General features: G+C 69.4%; 22 protein-coding genes and 1 tRNA gene. 9 read left to right on the forward strand and 14 right to left on the reverse strand.

The window, feature by feature from the left end; all coding sequences use genetic code 11:
- The first annotated feature begins 361 nt into the window (after nt 1-361).
- The 4 genes from gyrB to DIZ27_RS02700 all read left to right on the forward strand — a co-directional run bounded on the left by gyrB (nt 362) and on the right by DIZ27_RS02700 (nt 6,019).
- On the forward strand, nt 362-2,422 hold the full coding sequence (gene gyrB, locus DIZ27_RS02685) for a DNA topoisomerase (ATP-hydrolyzing) subunit B (protein WP_181383341.1): 2,061 nt from the start codon (nt 362-364) through the stop codon (nt 2,420-2,422).
- Nucleotides 2,423-2,464: 42 nt separating this feature from the next.
- Nucleotides 2,465-5,056: a DNA gyrase subunit A gene (gyrA, locus tag DIZ27_RS02690; protein WP_109376591.1), complete on the forward strand. Its 2,592-nt coding sequence runs from the start codon at nt 2,465-2,467 to the stop codon at nt 5,054-5,056.
- An 18-nt stretch (nt 5,057-5,074) separates the two neighbouring features.
- Nucleotides 5,075-5,821 carry a DUF3566 domain-containing protein gene (locus tag DIZ27_RS02695; protein WP_109376592.1) on the forward strand — a complete coding sequence of 249 codons (747 nt, stop codon included), beginning with the start codon at nt 5,075-5,077 and terminating at the stop codon, nt 5,819-5,821.
- A gap of 121 nt (nt 5,822-5,942) precedes the next feature.
- A tRNA-Ile gene (locus DIZ27_RS02700) sits at nt 5,943-6,019 on the forward strand.
- Nucleotides 6,020-6,074: 55 nt separating this feature from the next.
- On the opposite strand, the gene DIZ27_RS02705 is transcribed toward DIZ27_RS02700, so the two are convergent.
- The 12 genes from DIZ27_RS02705 to DIZ27_RS02755 form a co-directional block, all read right to left on the reverse strand.
- Nucleotides 6,075-7,232, reverse strand: coding sequence for a site-specific integrase (locus DIZ27_RS02705; RefSeq protein ID WP_109376593.1), 1,158 nt, complete (start codon nt 7,230-7,232; stop codon nt 6,075-6,077).
- On the reverse strand, nt 7,232-7,420 hold the full coding sequence (locus DIZ27_RS02710; protein WP_109376594.1) for a helix-turn-helix domain-containing protein: 189 nt from the start codon (nt 7,418-7,420) through the stop codon (nt 7,232-7,234). Before DIZ27_RS02710 ends, DIZ27_RS02705 begins: the two co-directional genes overlap by 1 nt.
- Complete coding sequence (repSA, locus tag DIZ27_RS02715) at nt 7,417-8,808, reverse strand: replication initiator protein RepSA (RefSeq protein ID WP_109376595.1); 1,392 nt, start codon at nt 8,806-8,808, stop codon at nt 7,417-7,419. The genes DIZ27_RS02710 and repSA overlap by 4 nt, the downstream gene beginning before the upstream one ends.
- Nucleotides 8,805-8,984, reverse strand: a complete 180-nt coding sequence (locus DIZ27_RS02720; RefSeq protein WP_109376682.1) for a hypothetical protein — start codon at nt 8,982-8,984, stop codon at nt 8,805-8,807. Before DIZ27_RS02720 ends, repSA begins: the two co-directional genes overlap by 4 nt.
- Nucleotides 8,985-9,079: 95 nt before the next feature.
- The gene (locus DIZ27_RS02725; protein WP_109376596.1) at nt 9,080-9,403 is read right to left on the reverse strand and encodes a SpdD-like protein; all 324 of its coding nucleotides are present in this window, start codon (nt 9,401-9,403) and stop codon (nt 9,080-9,082) included.
- Between the two features lie 22 nt (nt 9,404-9,425).
- On the reverse strand, nt 9,426-9,581 hold the full coding sequence (locus DIZ27_RS02730; RefSeq protein WP_109376597.1) for a hypothetical protein: 156 nt from the start codon (nt 9,579-9,581) through the stop codon (nt 9,426-9,428).
- Between the two features lie 14 nt (nt 9,582-9,595).
- Nucleotides 9,596-9,784 carry a mobile element transfer protein gene (locus DIZ27_RS02735; protein WP_109376598.1) on the reverse strand — a complete coding sequence of 63 codons (189 nt, stop codon included), beginning with the start codon at nt 9,782-9,784 and terminating at the stop codon, nt 9,596-9,598.
- A 4-nt stretch (nt 9,785-9,788) separates the two neighbouring features.
- Nucleotides 9,789-9,968 carry a hypothetical protein gene (locus tag DIZ27_RS02740; protein WP_109376599.1) on the reverse strand — a complete coding sequence of 60 codons (180 nt, stop codon included), beginning with the start codon at nt 9,966-9,968 and terminating at the stop codon, nt 9,789-9,791.
- Nucleotides 9,969-9,996: 28 nt separating this feature from the next.
- Nucleotides 9,997-10,668: a DUF2637 domain-containing protein gene (locus DIZ27_RS02745; protein WP_109376600.1), complete on the reverse strand. Its 672-nt coding sequence runs from the start codon at nt 10,666-10,668 to the stop codon at nt 9,997-9,999.
- A 72-nt stretch (nt 10,669-10,740) separates the two neighbouring features.
- Nucleotides 10,741-10,917 carry a hypothetical protein gene (locus tag DIZ27_RS45540; RefSeq protein WP_181383342.1) on the reverse strand — a complete coding sequence of 59 codons (177 nt, stop codon included), beginning with the start codon at nt 10,915-10,917 and terminating at the stop codon, nt 10,741-10,743.
- A 78-nt stretch (nt 10,918-10,995) separates the two neighbouring features.
- Entirely contained in the window at nt 10,996-12,336 is a 1,341-nt protein-coding gene (locus DIZ27_RS02750) for an FtsK/SpoIIIE domain-containing protein (RefSeq protein ID WP_109376601.1), read from the reverse strand.
- A 2-nt stretch (nt 12,337-12,338) separates the two neighbouring features.
- Complete coding sequence (locus tag DIZ27_RS02755) at nt 12,339-12,665, reverse strand: hypothetical protein (protein ID WP_109376602.1); 327 nt, start codon at nt 12,663-12,665, stop codon at nt 12,339-12,341.
- A gap of 158 nt (nt 12,666-12,823) precedes the next feature.
- Here DIZ27_RS02755 and DIZ27_RS02760 point away from each other — a divergent pair, with 158 nt between their 5' ends.
- The 3 genes from DIZ27_RS02760 (at nt 12,824) to DIZ27_RS02770 (ending at nt 15,438) form a co-directional block, all read left to right on the forward strand.
- Entirely contained in the window at nt 12,824-13,618 is a 795-nt protein-coding gene (locus DIZ27_RS02760; protein WP_109376603.1) for a GntR family transcriptional regulator, read from the forward strand.
- Entirely contained in the window at nt 13,615-14,280 is a 666-nt protein-coding gene (locus tag DIZ27_RS02765; protein ID WP_109376604.1) for a YdcF family protein, read from the forward strand. Before DIZ27_RS02760 ends, DIZ27_RS02765 begins: the two co-directional genes overlap by 4 nt.
- Before the next feature lie 663 nt (nt 14,281-14,943).
- Nucleotides 14,944-15,438, forward strand: a complete 495-nt coding sequence (locus DIZ27_RS02770) for a hypothetical protein (RefSeq protein WP_109376605.1) — start codon at nt 14,944-14,946, stop codon at nt 15,436-15,438.
- A 597-nt stretch (nt 15,439-16,035) separates the two neighbouring features.
- On the opposite strand, the gene DIZ27_RS02775 is transcribed toward DIZ27_RS02770, so the two are convergent.
- Nucleotides 16,036-16,404, reverse strand: coding sequence for a DUF6344 domain-containing protein (locus tag DIZ27_RS02775; protein ID WP_109376606.1), 369 nt, complete (start codon nt 16,402-16,404; stop codon nt 16,036-16,038).
- Between the two features lie 337 nt (nt 16,405-16,741).
- Between DIZ27_RS02775 and DIZ27_RS46450 the strand changes: the two genes are divergently transcribed.
- Together DIZ27_RS46450 and DIZ27_RS02785 are read left to right on the forward strand one after the other, a co-directional pair.
- The gene (locus tag DIZ27_RS46450) at nt 16,742-16,870 is read left to right on the forward strand and encodes a DLW-39 family protein (RefSeq protein ID WP_003999697.1); all 129 of its coding nucleotides are present in this window, start codon (nt 16,742-16,744) and stop codon (nt 16,868-16,870) included.
- Nucleotides 16,871-17,028: 158 nt separating this feature from the next.
- On the forward strand, nt 17,029-18,462 hold the full coding sequence (locus DIZ27_RS02785; RefSeq protein ID WP_181383343.1) for a hypothetical protein: 1,434 nt from the start codon (nt 17,029-17,031) through the stop codon (nt 18,460-18,462).
- Here the strand turns inward: DIZ27_RS02785 and DIZ27_RS02790 are convergent.
- Nucleotides 18,449-20,104, reverse strand: coding sequence for a serine/threonine-protein kinase (locus DIZ27_RS02790; RefSeq protein ID WP_109376608.1), 1,656 nt, complete (start codon nt 20,102-20,104; stop codon nt 18,449-18,451). The genes DIZ27_RS02785 and DIZ27_RS02790 overlap by 14 nt on opposite strands.
- Nucleotides 20,105-20,168 lie beyond the last annotated feature (64 nt).

The following is a 20,168-nucleotide window of genomic DNA, read 5'->3' on the forward strand; positions in this document are numbered from 1 at the left end:
GGTCCACCGATGCCCCTTTCATCGTACGACCGGACGGGGTGCGGAATCGCCACCTGACTCATAAGTAGCCAAGGGTTGACGGTCGGAAGCGCTGGGTGCCCTCGTGAGCCTCTTGGGGCCCCCATCCGTATACCGGGAGTCGGACGAGACCGGTTGAGGGCGGCACATGCGGACTCAGGCACCGGCAAACCCCCATCAATGTCCGAGCTACCGGTAGACTGGAAGCAATCCCGCCCCGACCGTGGGGACCGCCCGGGAAAAGCTGAGCAACGCTGATCAAGGCTTACCAACGCAACATGCCGCAGCCGCTCCGGCAACCCGCCGCCGAGCCTGGCTCGTGGTGTGCCAGAAAGGGCGCTTCGTGGCCGATTCCGGCAACCCCAACGAGAACATCCCGTCCACCGACACCGGCGTGAACAGCGAGGCGACCGCCCTCGACAGCGAGGTCACCGCCTCGTACGACGCCAGTGCCATCACCGTCCTCGAGGGCCTGGACGCGGTCCGCAAGCGACCCGGTATGTACATCGGCTCGACCGGTGAACGAGGCCTGCACCACCTGGTGCAGGAGGTCGTCGACAACTCCGTCGACGAGGCGCTGGCCGGGCACGCGGACACGATCGATGTGACGATCCTGGCCGACGGCGGCGTCCGGGTCGTCGACAACGGCCGAGGCATCCCGGTGGGCATCATCCCCTCGGAGAACAAGCCGGCCGTCGAGGTCGTGCTGACCGTGCTGCACGCGGGCGGCAAGTTCGGCGGCGGCGGCTACGCGGTCTCCGGCGGTCTGCACGGCGTCGGTGTCTCCGTGGTGAACGCCTTGTCGAGCAGGGTCTCCGTCGAGATCAAGACTGACGGCCACCGCTGGACGCAGGACTACAAGATGGGCGTCCCCACGGCACCGCTGGCCCGGCACGAGGAGGTGGAGGAGACCGGGACGACGGTCACCTTCTGGGCCGACCCGGACATCTTCGAGACCACCGACTACTCCTTCGAGACGCTCTCCCGGCGTTTCCAGGAGATGGCGTTCCTCAACAAGGGTCTGCGGATCAACCTCTCCGACGAGCGCGAGTCGGCGAAGGCCACCGCCGGGGCGGACGAGGCGGGCGAGGACGAGAAGCATGAGGTCAAGAGCGTCTCGTACCACTACGAAGGCGGCATCGTCGACTTCGTGAAGTACCTCAACTCCCGCAAGGGAGATCCGGTGCACCCCACCGTGATCGACCTCGAGGCCGAGGACAAGGACAAGCTCCTGTCCCTCGAGGTCGCCATGCAGTGGAACGACGGTTACACGGAGGGCGTGTACTCCTTCGCCAACATCATCCACACCCACGAGGGCGGTACGCACGAGGAGGGCTTCCGCGCGGCGCTCACCAACCTGGTGAACAAGTACGCGCGCGAGAAGAGGCTGCTGCGCGAGAAGGACGACAACCTCACGGGTGACGACATCCGCGAGGGTCTGACCGCGATCATCTCGGTCAAGCTGAGCGAGCCCCAGTTCGAGGGCCAGACCAAGACCAAGCTGGGCAACACCGAGGTGAAGACCTTCGTCCAGAAGGTCGTCTACGAACACCTCAACGACTGGCTGGACCGCAACCCCAACGAGGCCGCGGACATCGTCCGCAAGGGCATCGCGGCGGCCACCGCGCGTGTGGCGGCCCGCAAGGCCCGCGACCTGACCCGTCGCAAGGGCCTGCTGGAGTCGGCGTCCCTGCCGGGCAAGCTCTCCGACTGCCAGTCGAACGACCCCACCAAGTGCGAGATCTTCATCGTCGAGGGTGACTCCGCCGGCGGCTCGGCCAAGTCCGGCCGGAACCCGCAGTACCAGGCGATCCTCCCCATCCGGGGCAAGATCCTCAACGTCGAGAAGGCGCGCATCGACCGGATCCTGCAGAACCAGGAGATCCAGGCGATGATCTCCGCGTTCGGCACCGGTGTGCACGAGGACTTCGACATCGAGAAGCTCCGCTATCACAAGATCATCCTGATGGCGGACGCCGACGTCGACGGCCAGCACATCAACACCCTGCTGCTGACGTTCCTGTTCCGGTTCATGCGGCCGCTGGTCGAGGCGGGGCACGTGTACCTCTCCCGTCCTCCGCTCTACAAGATCAAGTGGGGCCGGGACGACTTCGAGTACGCGTACTCCGACCGCGAGCGCGACGCGCTGATCGAGATGGGCCGCCAGGCCGGCAAGCGCATCCGCGAGGACTCCGTCCAGCGCTTCAAGGGCCTCGGCGAGATGAACGCCGAGGAGCTGCGCGTCACGACCATGGACCAGGAGCACCGCGTCCTCGGCCAGGTCACCCTCGACGACGCCGCCCAGGCCGACGACCTGTTCTCGGTCCTCATGGGCGAGGACGTCGAGGCCCGCCGCGCGTTCATCCAGCGCAACGCCAAGGACGTCCGCTTCCTCGACATCTGAGTCGGTCTCAGCTGACCGCACCAGGAAGGACCTTCACCAGCAATGACCGACGAGAACACTCCCGTCACGTCCGAAGAGGACGGCCTCGCCCTGCGCGTCGAGCCCGTCGGGCTCGAGACGGAGATGCAGCGCTCGTACCTCGACTACGCGATGTCCGTCATCGTCTCGCGTGCGCTGCCGGACGTCCGTGACGGGCTCAAGCCCGTCCACCGCCGCGTGCTGTACGCCATGTACGACGGCGGCTACCGCCCCGAGCGCGGCTTCTACAAGTGCGCGCGCGTCGTCGGCGACGTCATGGGCAACTACCACCCGCACGGCGACTCCTCGATCTACGACGCGCTGGTCCGCCTCGCGCAGCCGTGGTCGATGCGGATGCCGCTGGTGGACTCCAACGGCAACTTCGGCTCCCCGGGCAACGACCCCGCGGCGGCCATGCGGTACACCGAGTGCAAGATGGCGCAGCTGTCGATGGAGATGGTCCGCGACATCGACGAGGAGACCGTCGACTTCACGGACAACTACGACGGCCGCTCGCAGGAGCCGACCGTCCTGCCCGCACGCTTCCCGAACCTGCTGATCAACGGATCGGCCGGCATCGCGGTCGGTATGGCGACCAACATCCCGCCGCACAACCTGCGTGAGGTCGCCACCGGTGCCCAGTGGTACCTGGAGAACCACGAGGCCTCGAACGAAGAGCTGCTCGACGCGCTCATCGAGCGCATCAAGGGCCCCGACTTCCCGACCGGCGCCCTGGTGGTGGGCCGCAAGGGCATCGAGGAGGCGTACCGGACGGGCCGCGGCTCGATCACCATGCGCGCGGTGATCGAGGTCGAGGAGATCCAGAACCGCCAGTGCCTGGTGGTCACCGAGCTGCCCTACCAGACCAACCCCGACAACCTCGCGCAGAAGATCGCCGACCTGGTGAAGGACGGCAAGATCGGCGGCATCGCGGACGTCCGTGACGAGACGTCGTCCCGTACCGGCCAGCGCCTGGTCATCGTGCTCAAGCGGGACGCGGTCGCCAAGGTCGTCCTGAACAACCTCTACAAGCACACCGAGCTGCAGACCAACTTCGGCGCCAACATGCTGGCGCTGGTCGACGGTGTCCCGCGCACGCTCTCCCTGGACGCGTTCATCCGCCACTGGGTGAACCACCAGATCGAGGTCATCGTCCGCCGTACGCGGTTCCGGCTGCGCAAGGCCGAGGAGCGCGCGCACATCCTGCGCGGTCTGCTGAAGGCCCTGGACGCCATCGACGACGTCATCGCGCTGATCCGGCGCAGCGACACCGTCGAGATCGCGCGCGGGGGCCTGATGGACCTCCTGGCGATCGACGAGATCCAGGCCAACGCGATCCTGGAGATGCAGCTCCGCCGGCTGGCGGCACTGGAGCGTCAGAAGATCGTCCAGGAGCACGACGAACTCCAGGCGAAGATCAACGAGTACAACGAGATCCTCGCCTCCCCGATCCGTCAGCGGGGGATCGTCAGCGCGGAGCTGACCGCGCTCGTCGAGAAGTACGGTGACGACCGCAAGACCAAGCTGGTGCCCTACGAGGGCGACATGTCCATCGAGGACCTGATCGCCGAGGAGGACATCGTCGTCACGGTCACGCGCGGCGGCTACATCAAGCGCACCAGGACCGACGACTACCGGGCCCAGAAGCGCGGCGGCAAGGGCGTACGCGGAGCGAAGCTCAAGGAAGACGACATCGTCAACCACTTCTTCGTGTCCACCACGCACCACTGGCTGCTGTTCTTCACCAACAAGGGCCGGGTCTACCGGGCGAAGGCGTACGAACTGCCCGACGCCGGCCGGGACGCACGCGGCCAGCACGTGGCCAACCTGCTGGCCTTCCAGCCGGACGAGTCGATCGCCGAGATCCTCGCGATCCGCGACTACGAGGCGGCGCCCTACCTGGTTCTGGCCACCAAGGCGGGCCTGGTCAAGAAGACGTCGCTGAAGGATTACGATTCACCCCGCTCGGGTGGTGTGATCGCGATCAACTTGCGGGAGCAGGAGGACGGTTCCGACGACGAACTGATCGGGGCTGAACTCGTCTCGGCAGATGATGATCTACTACTGATCAGCAAGAAGGCACAGTCGATCAGGTTCACCGCGACGGACGAGACCTTGCGGCCCATGGGCCGTGCGACCTCGGGCGTAAAGGGCATGAGTTTCCGCGAAGGGGACGAGCTGCTCTCGATGAATGTTGTTCGACCCGGTACGTTCGTGTTCACTGCCACAGACGGCGGGTACGCGAAGCGGACCGCTGTCGACGAGTACCGCGTCCAGGGTCGCGGCGGCCTCGGCATCAAGGCCGCCAAGATCGTCGAGGATCGTGGGACCCTCGTCGGCGCGCTGGTGGTCGAGGAGACCGACGAGATCCTCGCCATCACGCTGTCGGGCGGTGTGATTCGCACGCGGGTCAGCGGAGTCAGGGAGACGGGCCGTGACACCATGGGCGTCCAACTGATCAATCTGGGCAAGCGCGATGCCGTGGTCGGCATCGCACGTAACGCCGAGGCGGGACGCGAGGCGGAGGAAGTCGACGGCGACGTGGCCGTGGACGAGACCGACGAAGGTGCCGTGACCACCGGCACGGACGAGGGTGAGGCGCCCTCGACCGAGTAGCACGAGGAGTGAGTCAGCGTGAGCGGAGCCACGGGCACCGGGCCGACCGGTACCAGTACGGGCACGGACGGCGGTGGCCGTGGCTCTGCCACGCGGGCGACAGATCCGCACACGACCAACCTGAAAGCGATCAAGTCGCCCGGCAAGGACTCGCCTCCGTCCGACAGACATGGATCCCAGGGGGGGACTGTGACGGACACCCGAGGTCATCAGCAGAGCACGCCCGGACAGGGCGCCGCCGCTCATACGACCTCACCGCTGCCGGGGGAACGGCAGCCGCAGCAGCAGGCGGGGCCTTACCACCCGCCGCAGGCCTACCAGGCGCAGGCCGGTACGGCAGAGGGTCCGGGCGGCGCGGTACGCCGCCCGCGCACCGGGGCGCGCACCACACCGCGCGTGCGCAAGGCACGCCTGCGGGTGGCCAAGGCCGACCCCTGGTCGGTGATGAAGGTCAGCTTCCTGCTCTCCATCGCCCTGGGCATCTGCACGATCGTCGCGTCCGCGGTGCTGTGGATGGTCATGGACGCGATGGGCGTCTTCTCGACGGTCGGCGGCACGATCTCCGAGGCGACGGGCTCCAACGAGTCGAACGGCTTCGACCTCCAGTCGTTCCTGTCGCTGCCCAACGTGCTGTTGTTCACGACGATCATCGCGGTCATCGACGTCGTCCTGGCAACGGCTCTGGCGACCCTCGGTGCGTTCATCTACAACCTCTCCGCGGGCTTCGTGGGCGGTGTCGAGCTCACGCTGGCCGAGGACGAGTGAGCGGCGCCCGGCGGCTTCCCGGCCTGCTCTGACGGTCCCCCGGCAACCGATTTTGGGACTGCCCGGGTCGTGCGCTAATCTTCAGGAGTCAGCGCGCGGAACGCATACCGCAGAGCGCGGCGGGGCTATAGCTCAGTTGGTTAGAGCGCATCCCTGATAAGGATGAGGTCACAGGTTCAAATCCTGTTAGCCCCACCAGCCAAAAGACCCCCAGCCGGTTACGGTTGGGGGTCTTTGACATCCACGGGTGACATCAGCCGATGAGCGGATCTTCCAGAAGCTCGGCGAGCATGCCGACCGCTTCCCGCTCACTGTCGCCGACCACGTGCGTGTACACGTCCATGGTCATGCTGATCTGGCTGTGCCGGAGGATCGCCTGAGCCACCTTGGGATGCACCTTCAGGAAGGCCAGCAGGGTCCCGCAGGTGTGCCGAGCGAGGCGGACCGTGATGCGGCGGACACCGGCCCGCTTGACCAGCCGATCGAAGGTACGGGAGAAGCCCACCGGGTCGATCATGCCGCCGTGCTCGGACGAAAAGATCAGGTCATGGTCCGGCTCCTGCGACCAGTGATCACCGGCGATCTTCCGTTCCAGCTCTTGCAGCTCCCGGCGCTCCTCCAGGGCACGGGCGCAGAACTCCGGAAGCGGGAGCACCGCCTGTGAGGACTCTGTCTTGAGGTCCTTGAGGACCAGGCCCACGCCCTTGACCCGCTGCACCTGCTTGACCGGGGTGAAGTGGCCGGCCTCGAAGTCGATGTCCTGCCAACGTAGGCCGAGCACCTCGCTGCGACGGAGACCGAGGACCAGGACGAGGACGCAGGCCGCGTAGAGCCGGTGGGCACGGGCCGACCGAAGAAAGGCGATCGCCTCCCGAGCGTTCCACGCCTTGCCCTTGTCCTTGGCGACCTTGGGCATGTCGACCAGGAGCGCGACGTTACGCGTGACCAGCTCCTCGCGGATGGCCCGGTTGAGGGCATTGCGGAGAACGCGCAGCACCTCGAAGCGGGCGGAGGCGCCGACCTTCTCACGCCTCAGCGCGGCCATGAAGATGCGGATCTGTGCCGGAGTGAGCTTGACCAGTGGCTTCTTCCCGAGGTGTGGCACCAGGTAGAGGCGAACCTTGGACTCGTACTTGACGTACGTGTTGTGCTCGCGCTCCGGAGCGACGATGTGCTCGAGCCAGTAGGACAGCCACTCGCCGAGCGTCCAGGACCGGGACGGCACGGGGACGCCGTTGCGCTCCTGGTCCTGGAGCTTGCCGAGCTTCTCGTTCGCTTCGTCCCAGGTCCGGCCGTACACGTACTTGCGCACCCGGTTGCCGTCCGTGTCGGTCACGTAGGCAGCGCCCTGGTAGCGACCGTCGGACCGTTTGGTGATCGTGCCGCCGCCGTTGGGCCGACGCTTCGCCATCAGGCAGCCTCCCCGATCTGCCCGGCGATGAAGTCGCGAACCGCGTGGTCCGGGATGCGCCGGCACCCGTCGACCTTGATGGAGACGAGGCGGTGCGTACGGATCAGGTCGTAGACCTTGGTACGGCCTACCTTGAGCTGCGCCATGACCTCGGGCACGGTCAGCAGTTCGGGGGCAGCGGTGGTCATGTGGCGGCTCCTTCCAGGTCGAGCAGGGCGGGTAGTTCCTCGCGGGCGGTTTCGCGGTTGTGCTGGATGTCGCGGCGGATGTTGGCGGCGAGCCAGGACTCGCCGGGAGTGTGGCCGTGGCCGGCGTAGGTCCAGTGGGCGAGGGTCAGGGTGGTTGCCTCTTCGCTGTCGGGGTCGGGCAGGCCGAGGGCTTGGCGTTGCTGGGCGGCGCGGTAGTCGGCGCGGGTCTGGCGCAGCGCCCCGAGGGTGGTGGAGTAGCTGCGCGACTTGGTGGAGAAGTGACCGCGGAAGCCGAGCATGTGGGCCCAGTCGCGGAGCTTGCGGTCCGGGTAGAGCGCGTGCAGGTCCAGGCAGGCGGCGATCAGCCGGGCGGGATGGTCGGCGACGCCGAGCAGGACGAGGGCCTCCTTGTTGCCGATCCGGCGGTCGACGGTGCCCGTCGTTTCGGCGGCTTTGGTGGCGTACTTGGCGACGTAGGAGGCGACCGCCTGTTCGCTGATCTCTTCACCGTCGCCGAAGGCCCGGATCGGGCGTACGTCGAGCTGTGTGCCCCACCGCAGCGTGCGGGCCGGGAGCTCCCCGGCGGCGGGTACGTCGACTTCGGCGCGGGCGGCAGCTGCGTGGACGGCGTCGGTGAGCAGGTCGAGGGTGGCCCAGGTCGGCGGGGGTTCGCCGGGCCCGGCGGGTCCGTCGAAGCGGATCACGGCATGGAAGTGCACGGCCCCGCGCTTCTGGTACTCGGCGACCTTGCCGAAGGAGACGCGGGAGGCTTCGCGCGCTGCCTTCTGGGTGAGCCCGGCCCGCTTTGCGATCTCCCGCCGGAGGTAGATCGTGAAGTAGCGCCACAGCTCGGAGGCGTGGTTGTTCCACAGCACCGCGCCCGCGTAGTCGTACGCCTCGGGGTCGAGCGGGGTGCCCAGCTCCGGGGCGTCCTCGTCGTGGCGGGTGCCGCAGCGGCAGGGCCGGTTGCCGGGCCGGTTGTGGACCGGGCCGAACGAGGGGGCGGTGAGGGTGGCGAACACCCGCGGGTGGTCCCGGATGGTGTACGGGGTGCCCTTGGCGGGGTCGCCGACGAGGCCGGCGCGGATGAGGTGGTAGGTGTCGCCCGCATACGTCCAGGCGCAGGCCGGGCAGCGGGAGGCCCGCCGGTTGCCGCACGCGACGCGGAGTCGTCCGCCGGGCTCGGTCTCGGTCGAGTAGGAGTGCAGCACCTGCCCGGTCGCGGCATCGCGGGTGACGGTCGAGCCCTGCAGATGGATCGGGTCGGTGCAGCCGCCGGTGCGGCGGATCTGCTCCTGGACGCGGTCGAAGCCGGGGGACCCGGCCAGCCTCAGCACATCGGCGAGGGTGGCCGGGTCCAGGCCCGCCGCGGTGGCGGTGTCGGTCACGCGAACATCTCCTGCCGGGCGGTCAGGAGGGCGCGGCCGGTGCCCTCGCAGGCCGGGCAGGCGATGCGGAGGGTGGCGCGGGTGCCGTCGCGGTGGCGGGTGCCGGTGGTGACGGCGACGACCGGGAAGCCGTCGCAGGCGCGGCAGACGCGCGTGGTCCGGGTGCGCTGGGGCATCATGAGGTCTCCCTTTTCGGGTCCGGTGGATCTGGATGGGGTGCAGGCGCCCGGAGCGGACGAAGTTTGGCGACCGAGGCCGCTCCGGGGGCCGTTCAGCGGTTCTTGTGCTGCGCGCCGACCAGCGAGCGCAGGACGACGGCGCAGACGGCGACCGAGGTGGCGGTGACGGCGACCGCGAGGAGCATGGAGACCAGGACCGCGCCGACGACCAGGACCACGGCGGTGCCGCCGCCGACCAGGGCGAGCGCGGTACCCGGGGTGAACTGCACGACCGGCCGGGACGGCGCCGGGGCCGGGGCGACCGGAACCGTCGACGGGGCCGGGGTGGTCGGCGTGATGGGGGTCGGCTCGACGACGGCGGGCGGGGTGACCGTGCCGGTGGGCTGGGGCATGGTCGGGGGCTTGGGCCGGAGCATGGGCGGATCTCCTTTCGGGGATTTACTTGACGGCGGTGTCGATGACCGGGGCCAGCAGGCTGTCGGCGAGGAGGTAGCCGCCGAGCAGCAGCACGGCGATCAGCCACCAGGGCGGGCGGATGAGCTTGACGCCGAGCCAGCCGACGACGATCAGGGCGAGCCAGAGGGGAACGTCCATGACGCGGTGTCCTCCTATGCCGTGCAGCGGTGGGTGCGAGCGGCGAGTTCTGCGGCCGAGCGGTCGTGGTAGTCGGCGGAGAAGCCGCAGCGCGGGGCGGTGCAGGCGGCGGTGTGCATCTCCCGGCCCCGGCCGTCGTAGTAGGTGGCGACCTGCACGGGGCCGATGCGGATGCGGTTGCGGAAGCGGCGGTAGACGGCCATGAGGTCAGTCCTCCTGTCGGAGGCTGTGGCCGGGGAACTCGGCGAGGATGCGGGCCTTGTCCTGCGGGTTCGAGGTGCGGTCGGCGGCCTCCTCGGCGAGCAGGCGGGCCAGGGTCGGGCGGCCGGCGGCGGCCATCTCGCGGGCCGCGTCCATGTAGTCGGACGGGCGGTCGAAGGTCTGCACGGGCTTTCCTCCTGTGCGGGGTGGGCGGTCAGGTGAGCTGGAGCTGGGCGGCGATCGCGTTGGTCATCGGGGCGGGCAGGCCGAGCCGGGCCGAGAGCGTGTCGGCGGGCATCGGGGCGCCGGTGGACGCCTGATGTGCGTCGGCGAGCTTCCGGGCGTGGTCCAGCAGCGCGGCCGGGACGGTGGGCACCTCGGTGGGTTGAGGCGGCGCCGGGGTCAGTTCCGGTGCGGCAGGCGCCGGGGCCGGGACCGGGGTCGGCTCGGGGGTGTCGGTGCGGGTCACGTCGACTTCCGGCGGGGTTGCCGGTTCGTCGTCCACAGGCTGTGGAGCGGACTTGGCGGCGGGGGTGTGGACCAGCAGGGTTCCGCCGAGGAAGGCCAGGGCGGGCCAGCCGGCGACGAGGATGCGCAGCCAGGCCGGGACGTCGCCGAGGTCGAGGAGCCCGGCGGTCGCGATGTTCGCGCCGAGTGAGGCGAACAGGGCGATCACGAACCAGGTCCAGGCCGAGCGGTCCCGGCGGGCCGTGCGCAGTCGGCTCCAGGCGGCGACCAGGAGGAGGTCGACGGAGACCGGGTAGGCCCAGGCTTTCCAGCCGGTCTGTCCGGCGGCTTCGGCCAGGTCGTGCAGGTGGGCGAAGGACAGCGCGCCGGCGATGACGGCTTGGACGAGGACGGCGTCCGGGCGGATCGAGCGGAGCATGGGCACCTCCCTTCGAAGGGGTGGGGCCGGGGACGGGCGGTCAGCGGTGTTCCGGCCGCCCGGTCCCGGTGGTCAGTCGGTGGGGGCTTCACCCGAGCCCAGGCAGGTCAGGCAGAGGGCTTCCTGGCGGTCGTCACTGATGCGCTTGCGGCGGGCGCCGACCTGGAAGGACTCGGAGATCTGGCCGGTCTGGCAGTCGGGGCAGGGCGTCGGGGTGGGCTTGCGGCGGGGGGTCTTCCGGGGGGCCATGGCGTCCTCTCTTCGGGCATGGCTCGGGTAGGGACCTGGCGTGAGGCGGTCACGCCGACCGGGCGGAACGGGGGGGGGTTAGTCGGTGACCGGGCGGGGCTTGACCAGCGACGGACCGGCCGCCGGCGCCTCGACGGGCACGTGGGGGCGGAACGGGTCGAGGGCGGGGAAGTCCGGGACCAGGTGGGCGAACTTGCGGCAGGCCTCGACCACGTCCGCGCGGGAGGTGTGCGGGGTGCGGATCTTCGACCAGCCGCCCGCGGAGTCCACCGCGACCGCGGTCCCGGGGCGTTCCATCGGGATCAGGCCGGCGGCCAAGACCGCGTCCGGCGCCACGTCGGCCAGGCCCATTTCGGCGGTCTGCTTGTCATTGACCCGGTGCACCACGCGGCCGGTGAGCTGGGCCCGGAGCATGGTGGCGCCCTTGCCCAGGTCGGAGCCGAAGCGCTGCCCGCAGATCTCCAGGTAGATGCCGACCGCCCGAGCCATCTGCGCCAGCCGGATCAACGCGGTCACGATCTTCTCGCGGCGTTCCTCGTCCTTCTTCGAGGAGATCAGGAACAGTTCCGCCACCTCGTCGACCAGGACCACGACCGGCACCGGCCGCAGGCGTGCGGGCAGCTCCCACACATCGGAGACGCCGTGACGGCTCAGCAGGTCGAAGCGGTCTTCCATCTCCGCCACCAGGACGGCGAGCAGCGAGGCGGCATCGTCGGGGGTGGTGACCAGCGCCGACAGCCGGGGCGCGAACGCGGACTGTTCCACCCCGCGCTTGCAGTCGATGCCGACCAGCGCCACCGGCAACTGCGCCAGACCCTTGATCAGGTTGCGCTGATACATCGACTTGCCCGAGTGGTTCGCGCCCAGCGTGAGCGCCATGGGGGCCTTGCGGTAGTCCCGCTCGAACGCGGTCCCGTCCTCCCGCAGCGCCACCGGCACCACCAGGTCACGCGGGGCGGCGTGGCGCGGCATGCGCACCCGGCGCAGCACGTCGTAGCCGGTCATCCGCAGCTCGACGAAGCCGGGCCGGGTCTCCACCACGGTCACCGAGTGCACCCCCCAGGCGTGCCGCAGCCGCTCGGAGGAGGCGGCCACGTCGGCGGGCTCCAGGCCGGCCGGGAGCCGCAGCGTGGCCCGCAGGCCGGTCGAGGTGGGCCGGATGCGGCGGATCTTCGGGGGCACCGGCCGCACCTCGCGGCGGGCGACGTTGCGGGTCATGAACGCCCGCAGGCCGGACGGCTGCACCGTCAGCCCGCACACGTCCATGGTCGAGGCGTAGGAGAAGGTGAAGCGGCCCCAGGTGACCGGCAGGCCGACCAGCGACCAGTACACGCGCGGTGCGCGTACCTTCGCGTAGCCGAGCCCGCCGGCCCCCGCTATGGCTCCGGTGGCCTCCAGCCACACCGTCAGGTCGGCCATGGTCAGGCCGCCGTGATCGCGACGGCGCGGAACGAGATGCCGTGCCGCTTCTCACCGTTGAAGGTGTTCTCCCAGTCGCGGGCCTTGAGGCCGACCACCCGCACCGGCATGCCCGGCACCAGGCCCTCCGGGTAGCCGGTCTCCGGGATGGTGACCTGGTACAGGTTGCCCTCCCCCTCGTCCGAGACGAGCAGGCCCACGGTGGACAGGCCCGCACCGGTCTCCCGGTCCAGGGCCCGCTCCCCGGTCTTCTTGTTGGCCATCTTGGGTTCCGGGGCAGTCGCCACGAACACCACGGCGGACGAAAGGTCGATCTTGAAGGACGGCATGACTTCTCCCTGCGTTGACGTCGGGCAGCCCAAAGAAGGCCTCCCGGAGCCCGCTGTCCTAGGACTGCGAGCAACTAAGAGAGATAGTGCATCGCAGTCCTGGGACTGTCAACAGTCCTGGGACTATGTTTCACTGGAACCGTCGAGAGGGGTTCGAGATGGCGCCCAAGTGGCGAGAGCTGGCTGACAGGCTGGCTGAGCGGATCAAGAGGGGTGACTACGCACCGGGCCAGCAGTTGCCGCACATCAGAGAGCTTGTCGAGGCCGGCGAGGGTTCCAAGTCCACCGTCCATGCCGCGTACAAGGCGCTGGAAGCCGAAGGCCTGGTCACCTCGTCGCGGGGGCACGGCACCGTCGTGCGCCAGCAAGTGCCGCTCAAGCGACTCGGCATCGCCCGGTATGACAAGGCCAAGTGGCGGGACGGCGACGAGGTGGCGTTCATCGCGGACAGGGTGGCCTCTGGGCGCGGGTATCGCCGTAACGAGCAGACCCAGACGATCAGTCTTGTTGAAGCACCGGCCGAAGTAGCCGCCGCGCATGGCTTGCCGGTGGGTGCCGAGGTCTACGCACGCGCGCGGCTGGTGAAGGAAGGCGAGCAGCCAACGCACACGCTGACCAGCTACTACCGTCCCGAGCACGTGGAAGGCACGCGCCTGGTGGACCCCACGCCAGGACCGGCCGGCCGGGGCGGAGGATTTCGCGTGCTGTACGACGCGGGTTACGAGATCGATCACATGAAGGAAGAACTCTTTGCCCGTGCTCCCACACCGGATGAAGTGAAGTTGCTTCAGCTGCCACCCGGCGAACCGGTTGTGGAGCTGCACCGGACTACCTATACGGCGTCAGGCACAGTGGTTGAGTTCGCCATCGGGGTACACGCGGCTTCACGCTTTGCCTGGGCGTACGACTTCAAGGTGCCGGACTCAGCGAAGGACAGGGAAGGTCAGCAGTGATCTCGACGCAGGATTGGGCAGATGCGCGGCGCCTGTGGGAGTACCACCAGATGGGCCACTCGCTCCGACCGTGCTCGGTCGCCATCGGTCTCGGCAGCCACGACCTAGGGGTCGCCGACACGGCGGTGGACCTGTACAAGCGCGGCATGGCTCCACTGCTCGTGTTCACCGGAGCCACCAGCCCTACGACGCGGGACCGCATGCCGCGGGGCGAAGCCGTCCACTATCAGGAGCGGGCCCTTGAGCTTGGTGTCCCCAGCTCAGCCGTGCTTGTTGAACCCCGAGCCCGCAACACGGGTGAGAACATCCGCTTCTCCCGAGAGCTGTTGGAAGAGGCCGGCGTCGACGTGTCCTCTGTCCTCCTGATCAGCAAGCCGTATGAGGAGCGGCGAGCGTACGCCACCGCACGCAAGCTGTGGCCCGACATCGAGATCGTGAGCGCTTCCACTCCGATGACGTTCGCCGAGTACGTCGACTCCATCGGTGACGCTCGTTTGGTGATCGACATGCTGGTGGGCGCGCTCCAGCGTCTGATGATCTACCCGGCGCAGGGATTCATGGTCAGCCAGCCGGTACCGGGCGACGTCAGCGAGGCATACGAGCGACTGTGCCAAAGCGGCTTCACGAGCCGGCTCCTCACTGCGGGCACGCCCTCCGCTTGACGCTCGAAGGCACGAGGCCTACAGACGCCGAGCCAGTTGTTACAGGTTTCTCTACCTCATCAAGCACCCGTCGTCGCTTCGCTCCTCCGGGCGGGCGCGGGCGGCCGGCGGCGCCCGCGCTCCTGTCTCCGCCCCGCTCGGCACCGCCGGCCGCCCGCTCCCGCCCAAGAGGCAGGCACACAGTGCATGAGGTCAGAACACGTCGTGGCTGGGGCGGTCGGCTCCACGGCTTTAGGCAGCCACTTTGGGGCGAGCCTCTAAGATCATGGCCCCAACGTCGTGCTTTAACGGGCAGGTCCACAGACTGCCCGACGCGCCGGAAGCTTACGGGGCCATGATCACTCGCCCCAAAGCAGCTCCAGCCCAAAGCCGCTCCACCGACCTCACGCTGTCCGCAACCCCATCCCAGGCACCACATGATGGCAATAGAGGGCGTCCATGAAGCCGACTCGCGGCTACCACTTCTGGGACCGCTGGTTCGACTAGTCGGCCGATGCTAGAAACAACGTTCGACTATTGAGAGATGGCTGCCAGCCCCGACCAGCCGGGGTCGGCAACCATCCCCTCATCAGAGGAGAACAGTTGACGGATGTCAGGCTGGTCATAATCGCCACTGGGACGGCCCTCGGCTCACTAGGCGCAACGATAGGGACGCGACCCGGCGTGCTCGAGCGCTTCGCCTGGATAGCGGCCGGAGTGCTGGCCTGGGGGTATCTCTACTACTGCGCTACAGAACAGATAAGGAAGCTCCGTAGCTCGTCCGTTGCCCAGGACGCCGAATCGGAAGCAGCCGACGCAGCGGCGACCACCCGACGGGCCACGGGGGGGCTTGTCTTCGTCGGCGTCTTCTACACATCTGCCGGGCTCCTGGGCGCAGCCTGGAGGAGTTGCCAGACCATCGAGCCCGGCCTTGTGTTCGCCCACGCGGGCGCATCGTCGCTGATCGCAGCAACTGTCGCATTGGTTGCATGGAACAGCAGGGCTCGGGCCGAAGGCGGACTGCGGGTGTTCTTGGCCCTCCTGGCCGTACCCTTGGCCGGAGTGCTCCTGGCCTGGCCGTCGATGGCGGTGTGGCATGTGGTGATGGATTCCTCCGGTGCTGAGTGCGGGCTGACCGGGGCTCCTGACTGGTGGCCGTCATGGCTGCCGCTCGGATGAGGCGGTGGAGCAAGGTAGCTCCAGCCCAACCAGCGCGTCTTGTCAAGACGGGGTAGGGCGGCTGACATCAGCGGCTGACACCAACAAGGGCGCACGGCGACGGCCGCCGCCGGCCCTTAGGGAACGATCGACCAAAGCACATAGCCGGATGGTCAACGCCGCAGCCCCGGCATGATCGACCTGATAAGGATGAGGCCACAGGTTCAAATCCTGTTAGCCCCACATCGCCATGAGACCCTCGGCCATTTCGGCCGGGGGTCTTTTGCGTCCGTCTTGGCCTGCCTCGTCTCGGCCTGCCGGCCCTCACCTCGTCCCACCCGGTCTGCTCCATGCCCTTGCCCGGGGCGTGAGTGCTGGTGTGGAGGGGTGGGGTTCCGCTCCCTCCGGACCCGTTCGCCGGTGGGGCGGGGTGCGGTGGCGGCCGGGCCCTGACGCGCTCGGTGGTGAGGGCATGGGGAAGGCCCGGTTGCTCGTTGCCGGGCAACCGGGCCTTTCGCGTGCCGTCGGGGCCGTACGCGAGTTCGCCGGGACTTCGGGGGAGCCGGGACGGCACGGGTGGGGTGTGGTGAGGCAGTGGGCCTCCATGGGCCCGGCGGCTCAGCGCTGGAGCGGGAGGTGGCCGGTGCGGGGCGCCGCGGGGGATGTGGTGTCGTCGGAGCAGGGGGTGGAGGCCGGGGCAGGGGCCAGGTTCGCGAGCGGGCGGTGGCGGCACCTGGGGGATCCTCCGTGGGCCTCCGCGCGGATGCGCTGTTTCATCGTGGGGGGCAGGGCCCTCGTATGGGACCAAGGCCGGACGGACGCGGCCGGCGTCGTCACGTCCGGGGCGCTCTTGCTGTTGCGGGTCGTCTCGGTCTGGGATACCGCCGCGGCGGAGGCGGTCGTGGTGATGAGTCCGAGCGCCGTGCACAGCGCGAGGAAGGCGGTGACGATGGCGGTCCACAGCTTCATGACCTTGTTCCGGGCCATGGCCCCTCACTTTCGGGTCGGGCGATTTGCGTACTTTCCTCATCATGTGTATGTGGGCTGCGAAGTGGTGGACCAACGTCCGTGGCGCGTCGATGTTCAGATGAACACCACCCGGATGGTCGCAAGAGGGGAGAAAAGTGCAAGAGTCCGGAGGGAGGCGGTCAAATTCACCGACTGTGCGGAGGTGGTCACCCTCTGGTCCGGTCGGTGTGCTCCGCTCCTACTGCACAGTAAAGATGGGGAGTTGCGCGGCCGACACAGGTCACTGATCGGTATCGGTCGGTGTGTATAGTCGGGCGCCAGAGGTCCCCTACGTCAAGAAAGACGAGGTCGCGCGGTGAAGAAGCTTCTCCTGGTCGCACTGGCCGCCATCGGCGGGCTCCTCGTGTACCGCCAGATCCAGGCGGATCGCGCCGAGCAGGATCTGTGGACGGAGGCGACTGACTCCGTGCCCACGGGTTCGTGAGTACCGACATACGACGCTGAACAGACCCCGGCCGCGCTCGCGGTCGGGGTTTTGTGTGTCGTGGGGCCTTGCCGACGGGCCTTGTCCGCGGGGCAGGATGGGGCACGGTGCGACGTCCGGGCGACGACGAGGGGTGGCGCGTGAGGGGACGGCGGTGTATGGCGTGGGGGCGGCACGCCCGAGCGGGGCGTGGTCGGGCGCCGGCTGCCCTGCGCGCGGGCGTGGTGACGCTCGCGTCGGTGATGCTGCTGGGGGCCCCGGGTGCGTCTGCGCGGCCGGAGGCGGCCGCCGCCGGGGCCCCCGAGGTGGTTTCCCGGGCTTCCGGGAACGCCGGGGCCCCCGAGGCCTTCCGCGCTGCTTCCGGGGCTCCTGGAGCCTCTGAGGGGTATGCCTTCACCGAGGGCGCGCAACGGATCGACGGGGCGGGGAGCACCGCCGATGCCGTACGGCTGGAAGCCGGTCGGACCTACCGGAGCACTCTTCCTGCGAGCGGCAGGATCCACTACCGCCTGGAACTCGACGCCGGCTCGGACGTCCACGTCTCCGCCACCGCCGTCCCCCCGGGCCGTGGCAGCGCCGCCGTCATCGACGGCGTCAAGGTGTCCGTGCAGGACGCGGACGGCCGCTCCTGCGACGTGGACACCGCGACGTTCGGCGCCGCCGCCAGCCCGCACCCGGTCGCCGCGTCGGCCGTGCGCGAGATCTCCCCCAGGAAATCCCTCTGCCAGGACGCCGGTACGTACTACGTGACCGTCGAACGCGCCGATCCGGACGGAAAGGGCGCCTCCCCCGACGCCTGGCAACTGGAACTCACCATCGCGTCGGAACCGCGGCTGGAACGAACCGAAGTGACGACCGCGCCCGAGGAGTGGAACTCCGCCTCGCCCCAGCCCGTCACCGGAGAGGCCCAACGGCGCGCGGGCGGCGTCGGTTTCGCCGAGGCCACCCCGCTCGATGAGGGAGTCTGGCGGGACGACATCCGGCCCGGCCGGACGCTCTTCTACAAGGTTCCCGTCGACTGGGGCCAGCAGTTCCACGCCACCGCCGAACTGGGCAGTTCGAGCTCGGACGGCACCGGGTTCGTCCCCGCCGCCCTGGACCTGGACCTCTACAACCCCGTACGCGGGCATGTCGCGGACGTGGGCATCGGCTACGACGGCAGACAGAAGTCGGGCAGCCTCCCCCCGCTCCCCCACGTCGCGTACGCCAATCGCCATGCCACCGGCGCCCAGGTCGGCGCGATGCGCTTCGCAGGCTCCTACTACCTCGTCGCACACCTCACGGCGGAGGTGGCGGACGACTTCGGTGACGGACCCGTCCCGCTGAAGCTGCGGGTGCGGGTCAGCGGTGCGGCACAGGACGGGCCGGAGTACGCGGGGGAGTCCGTTCCGGCGGACATCTTCGCGGTCACCGCGCAGGACCGCGAGGCGGCGACTCGTGGCCGGTCCACGGGGGACGGCACCGCGATGACGGCGCTCGCGGTGGGCGGTATCGGAACCGGCAGCGCACTGCTGGTGGGACTCGCTGTGTGGACGGCGGCCGCTCGACGAAGAACCGTTTCCCAGGACGATCCGGGCATCAGACCCGCGTGAGGGCCCAGAACCCCACGGCATAGCAGGCCAGCGCCAGGAGCAGGAGGGGGACGGCCACCCGTGCGGGAGGACCGGTGCGGCGCCGTCGCCGTCGCCGGCCGGTCGCCCCGTGCCGTGAAACCGCCTTGTCCGAAGGCGGAACCTGCGGGACGCGGGCGGTGTACTCAGCAGTGGAGGCATCGGCGCGATGCGACCCGGGGCCGGGACACGCCGACGGCGGGAACGACGGCGGGAACAGGGGGGAGCGCAGTGGGTGAGCGCCGTCGGGCGGGGACAGGGGGTCGGCGTGGGCCACCTGCTGTGCGCCGTAAGGAGGCTGGGACGGTGTCCGGCCCTGGGACTGTGCCCGGGCGTGCACCTGTCCCGGTACCCGTCCCTGCCCCTGACCCGGTGGGGTGGGCGCGTGGGGCGGTCGAGCAGGTGCGGGGGAGGACGTGACCGTGGCCTGGGGCGGTGGCAGGTGAAAGCTGCCGGTGTCCGACATCGAGGGCTGTCGCGGCGGGGCGGACGGTGCCGGGCCGGTGCCGGCGACACCGGCCGCGGTGGACCGGCTCGCGGGAACCGGGCGGCCGGCCCCACCGCTGTGGGGGGAGGTGCCGCCGTGGCCCGGTTCGGAACGGGAGGGGGAGTCGCCACGCCCGGAGGTCCCGAGCAGAGCGCCTGCCGCTCCGGCCTCGGGCGGGCGGTCCGTCTCCCCGCCCTCCGGGTGCTGTCCCGCCCCTCCCGGACGGCTCGGGGCCGAGCGCACGCCCGAAGCCGCCTTCAGCGGGCCTTCGGGGCCGAAACCCGGGGGGAGCGGCCCGAGTTGGTCGAAGATCTCGATCAACTCGTTGTCGGCGCCGGGCACCGGGAGGAGCTCCCTGGCCGCGGCCAGGGCCTTGCGCGCCCCCGTGGCCGTACGGAACCGTGCCTGCGGGTCCGGCTGCAGCAGGGTGGCCACGACCTGCCACAGCGGGTCGGGGATGCCCTGGGGAGCCCCGGGCGTGCCGTGCTCGGCGAAGTGCTGGATGAGCGCCTTGGCGTCCGGTTTGGCGCCCTCCAGCAGATACAGCGCGACCAGGCCCACCGCGAACAGGTCCGCGGGGAAGTCCGGTTCGGAGCCCATCAGCTGCTCCGGCGCGAGATAGCCGGGCGTGCCCACCACCAGATCGGTCTCGGTCAGGCGCGGTTCACCGAGCCGCATGGCGATACCGAAGTCGGACACCCGCAGACGTGGTCTGCCCGTACCGGTGGCTTCCAGGAGCAGGTTGGCGGGCTTGATGTCGCGGTGTACGACGCCTTCCGTGTGCACCGCGGTGAGCCCTGCCAGCAACTGGTCGAGCAGGGTACCGACGAACGCCGGCGGCAGGGGTCCGTAGTCGCCGATGAGGTGAACCAGTGAGCCGCCGGCGACCAGGTCCATGGTGAACAGGACCTGGTCGTCGTCGGCGGCCCAGCTGCTGGGGGCGAGCACATGGGGGTGGTCGATCCGCAGGGCCTGCTCGCGCACGAAACGGAGCAGGGAGTGGGCGTCGCTCTGCAGCAGGACCTTGGCCGCCACATAGCGGCGACGGCGGTGGTCCCAGGCACGCCAGACGGCACCGACACCCCCGCGCCCGATCGGGTCGACCAGCTCGTACCGGCCGGCAAAGACCTCACCCATGGCTGTGCGTCGCTCCTCCCCCAGCGGGATCTCCCCTTGCCCTACCCCTTTGCTTACCCCTTCT

Source organism: Streptomyces sp. NWU339 (assembly GCF_003143855.1).
GTDB lineage: Bacteria > Actinomycetota > Actinomycetes > Streptomycetales > Streptomycetaceae > Streptomyces.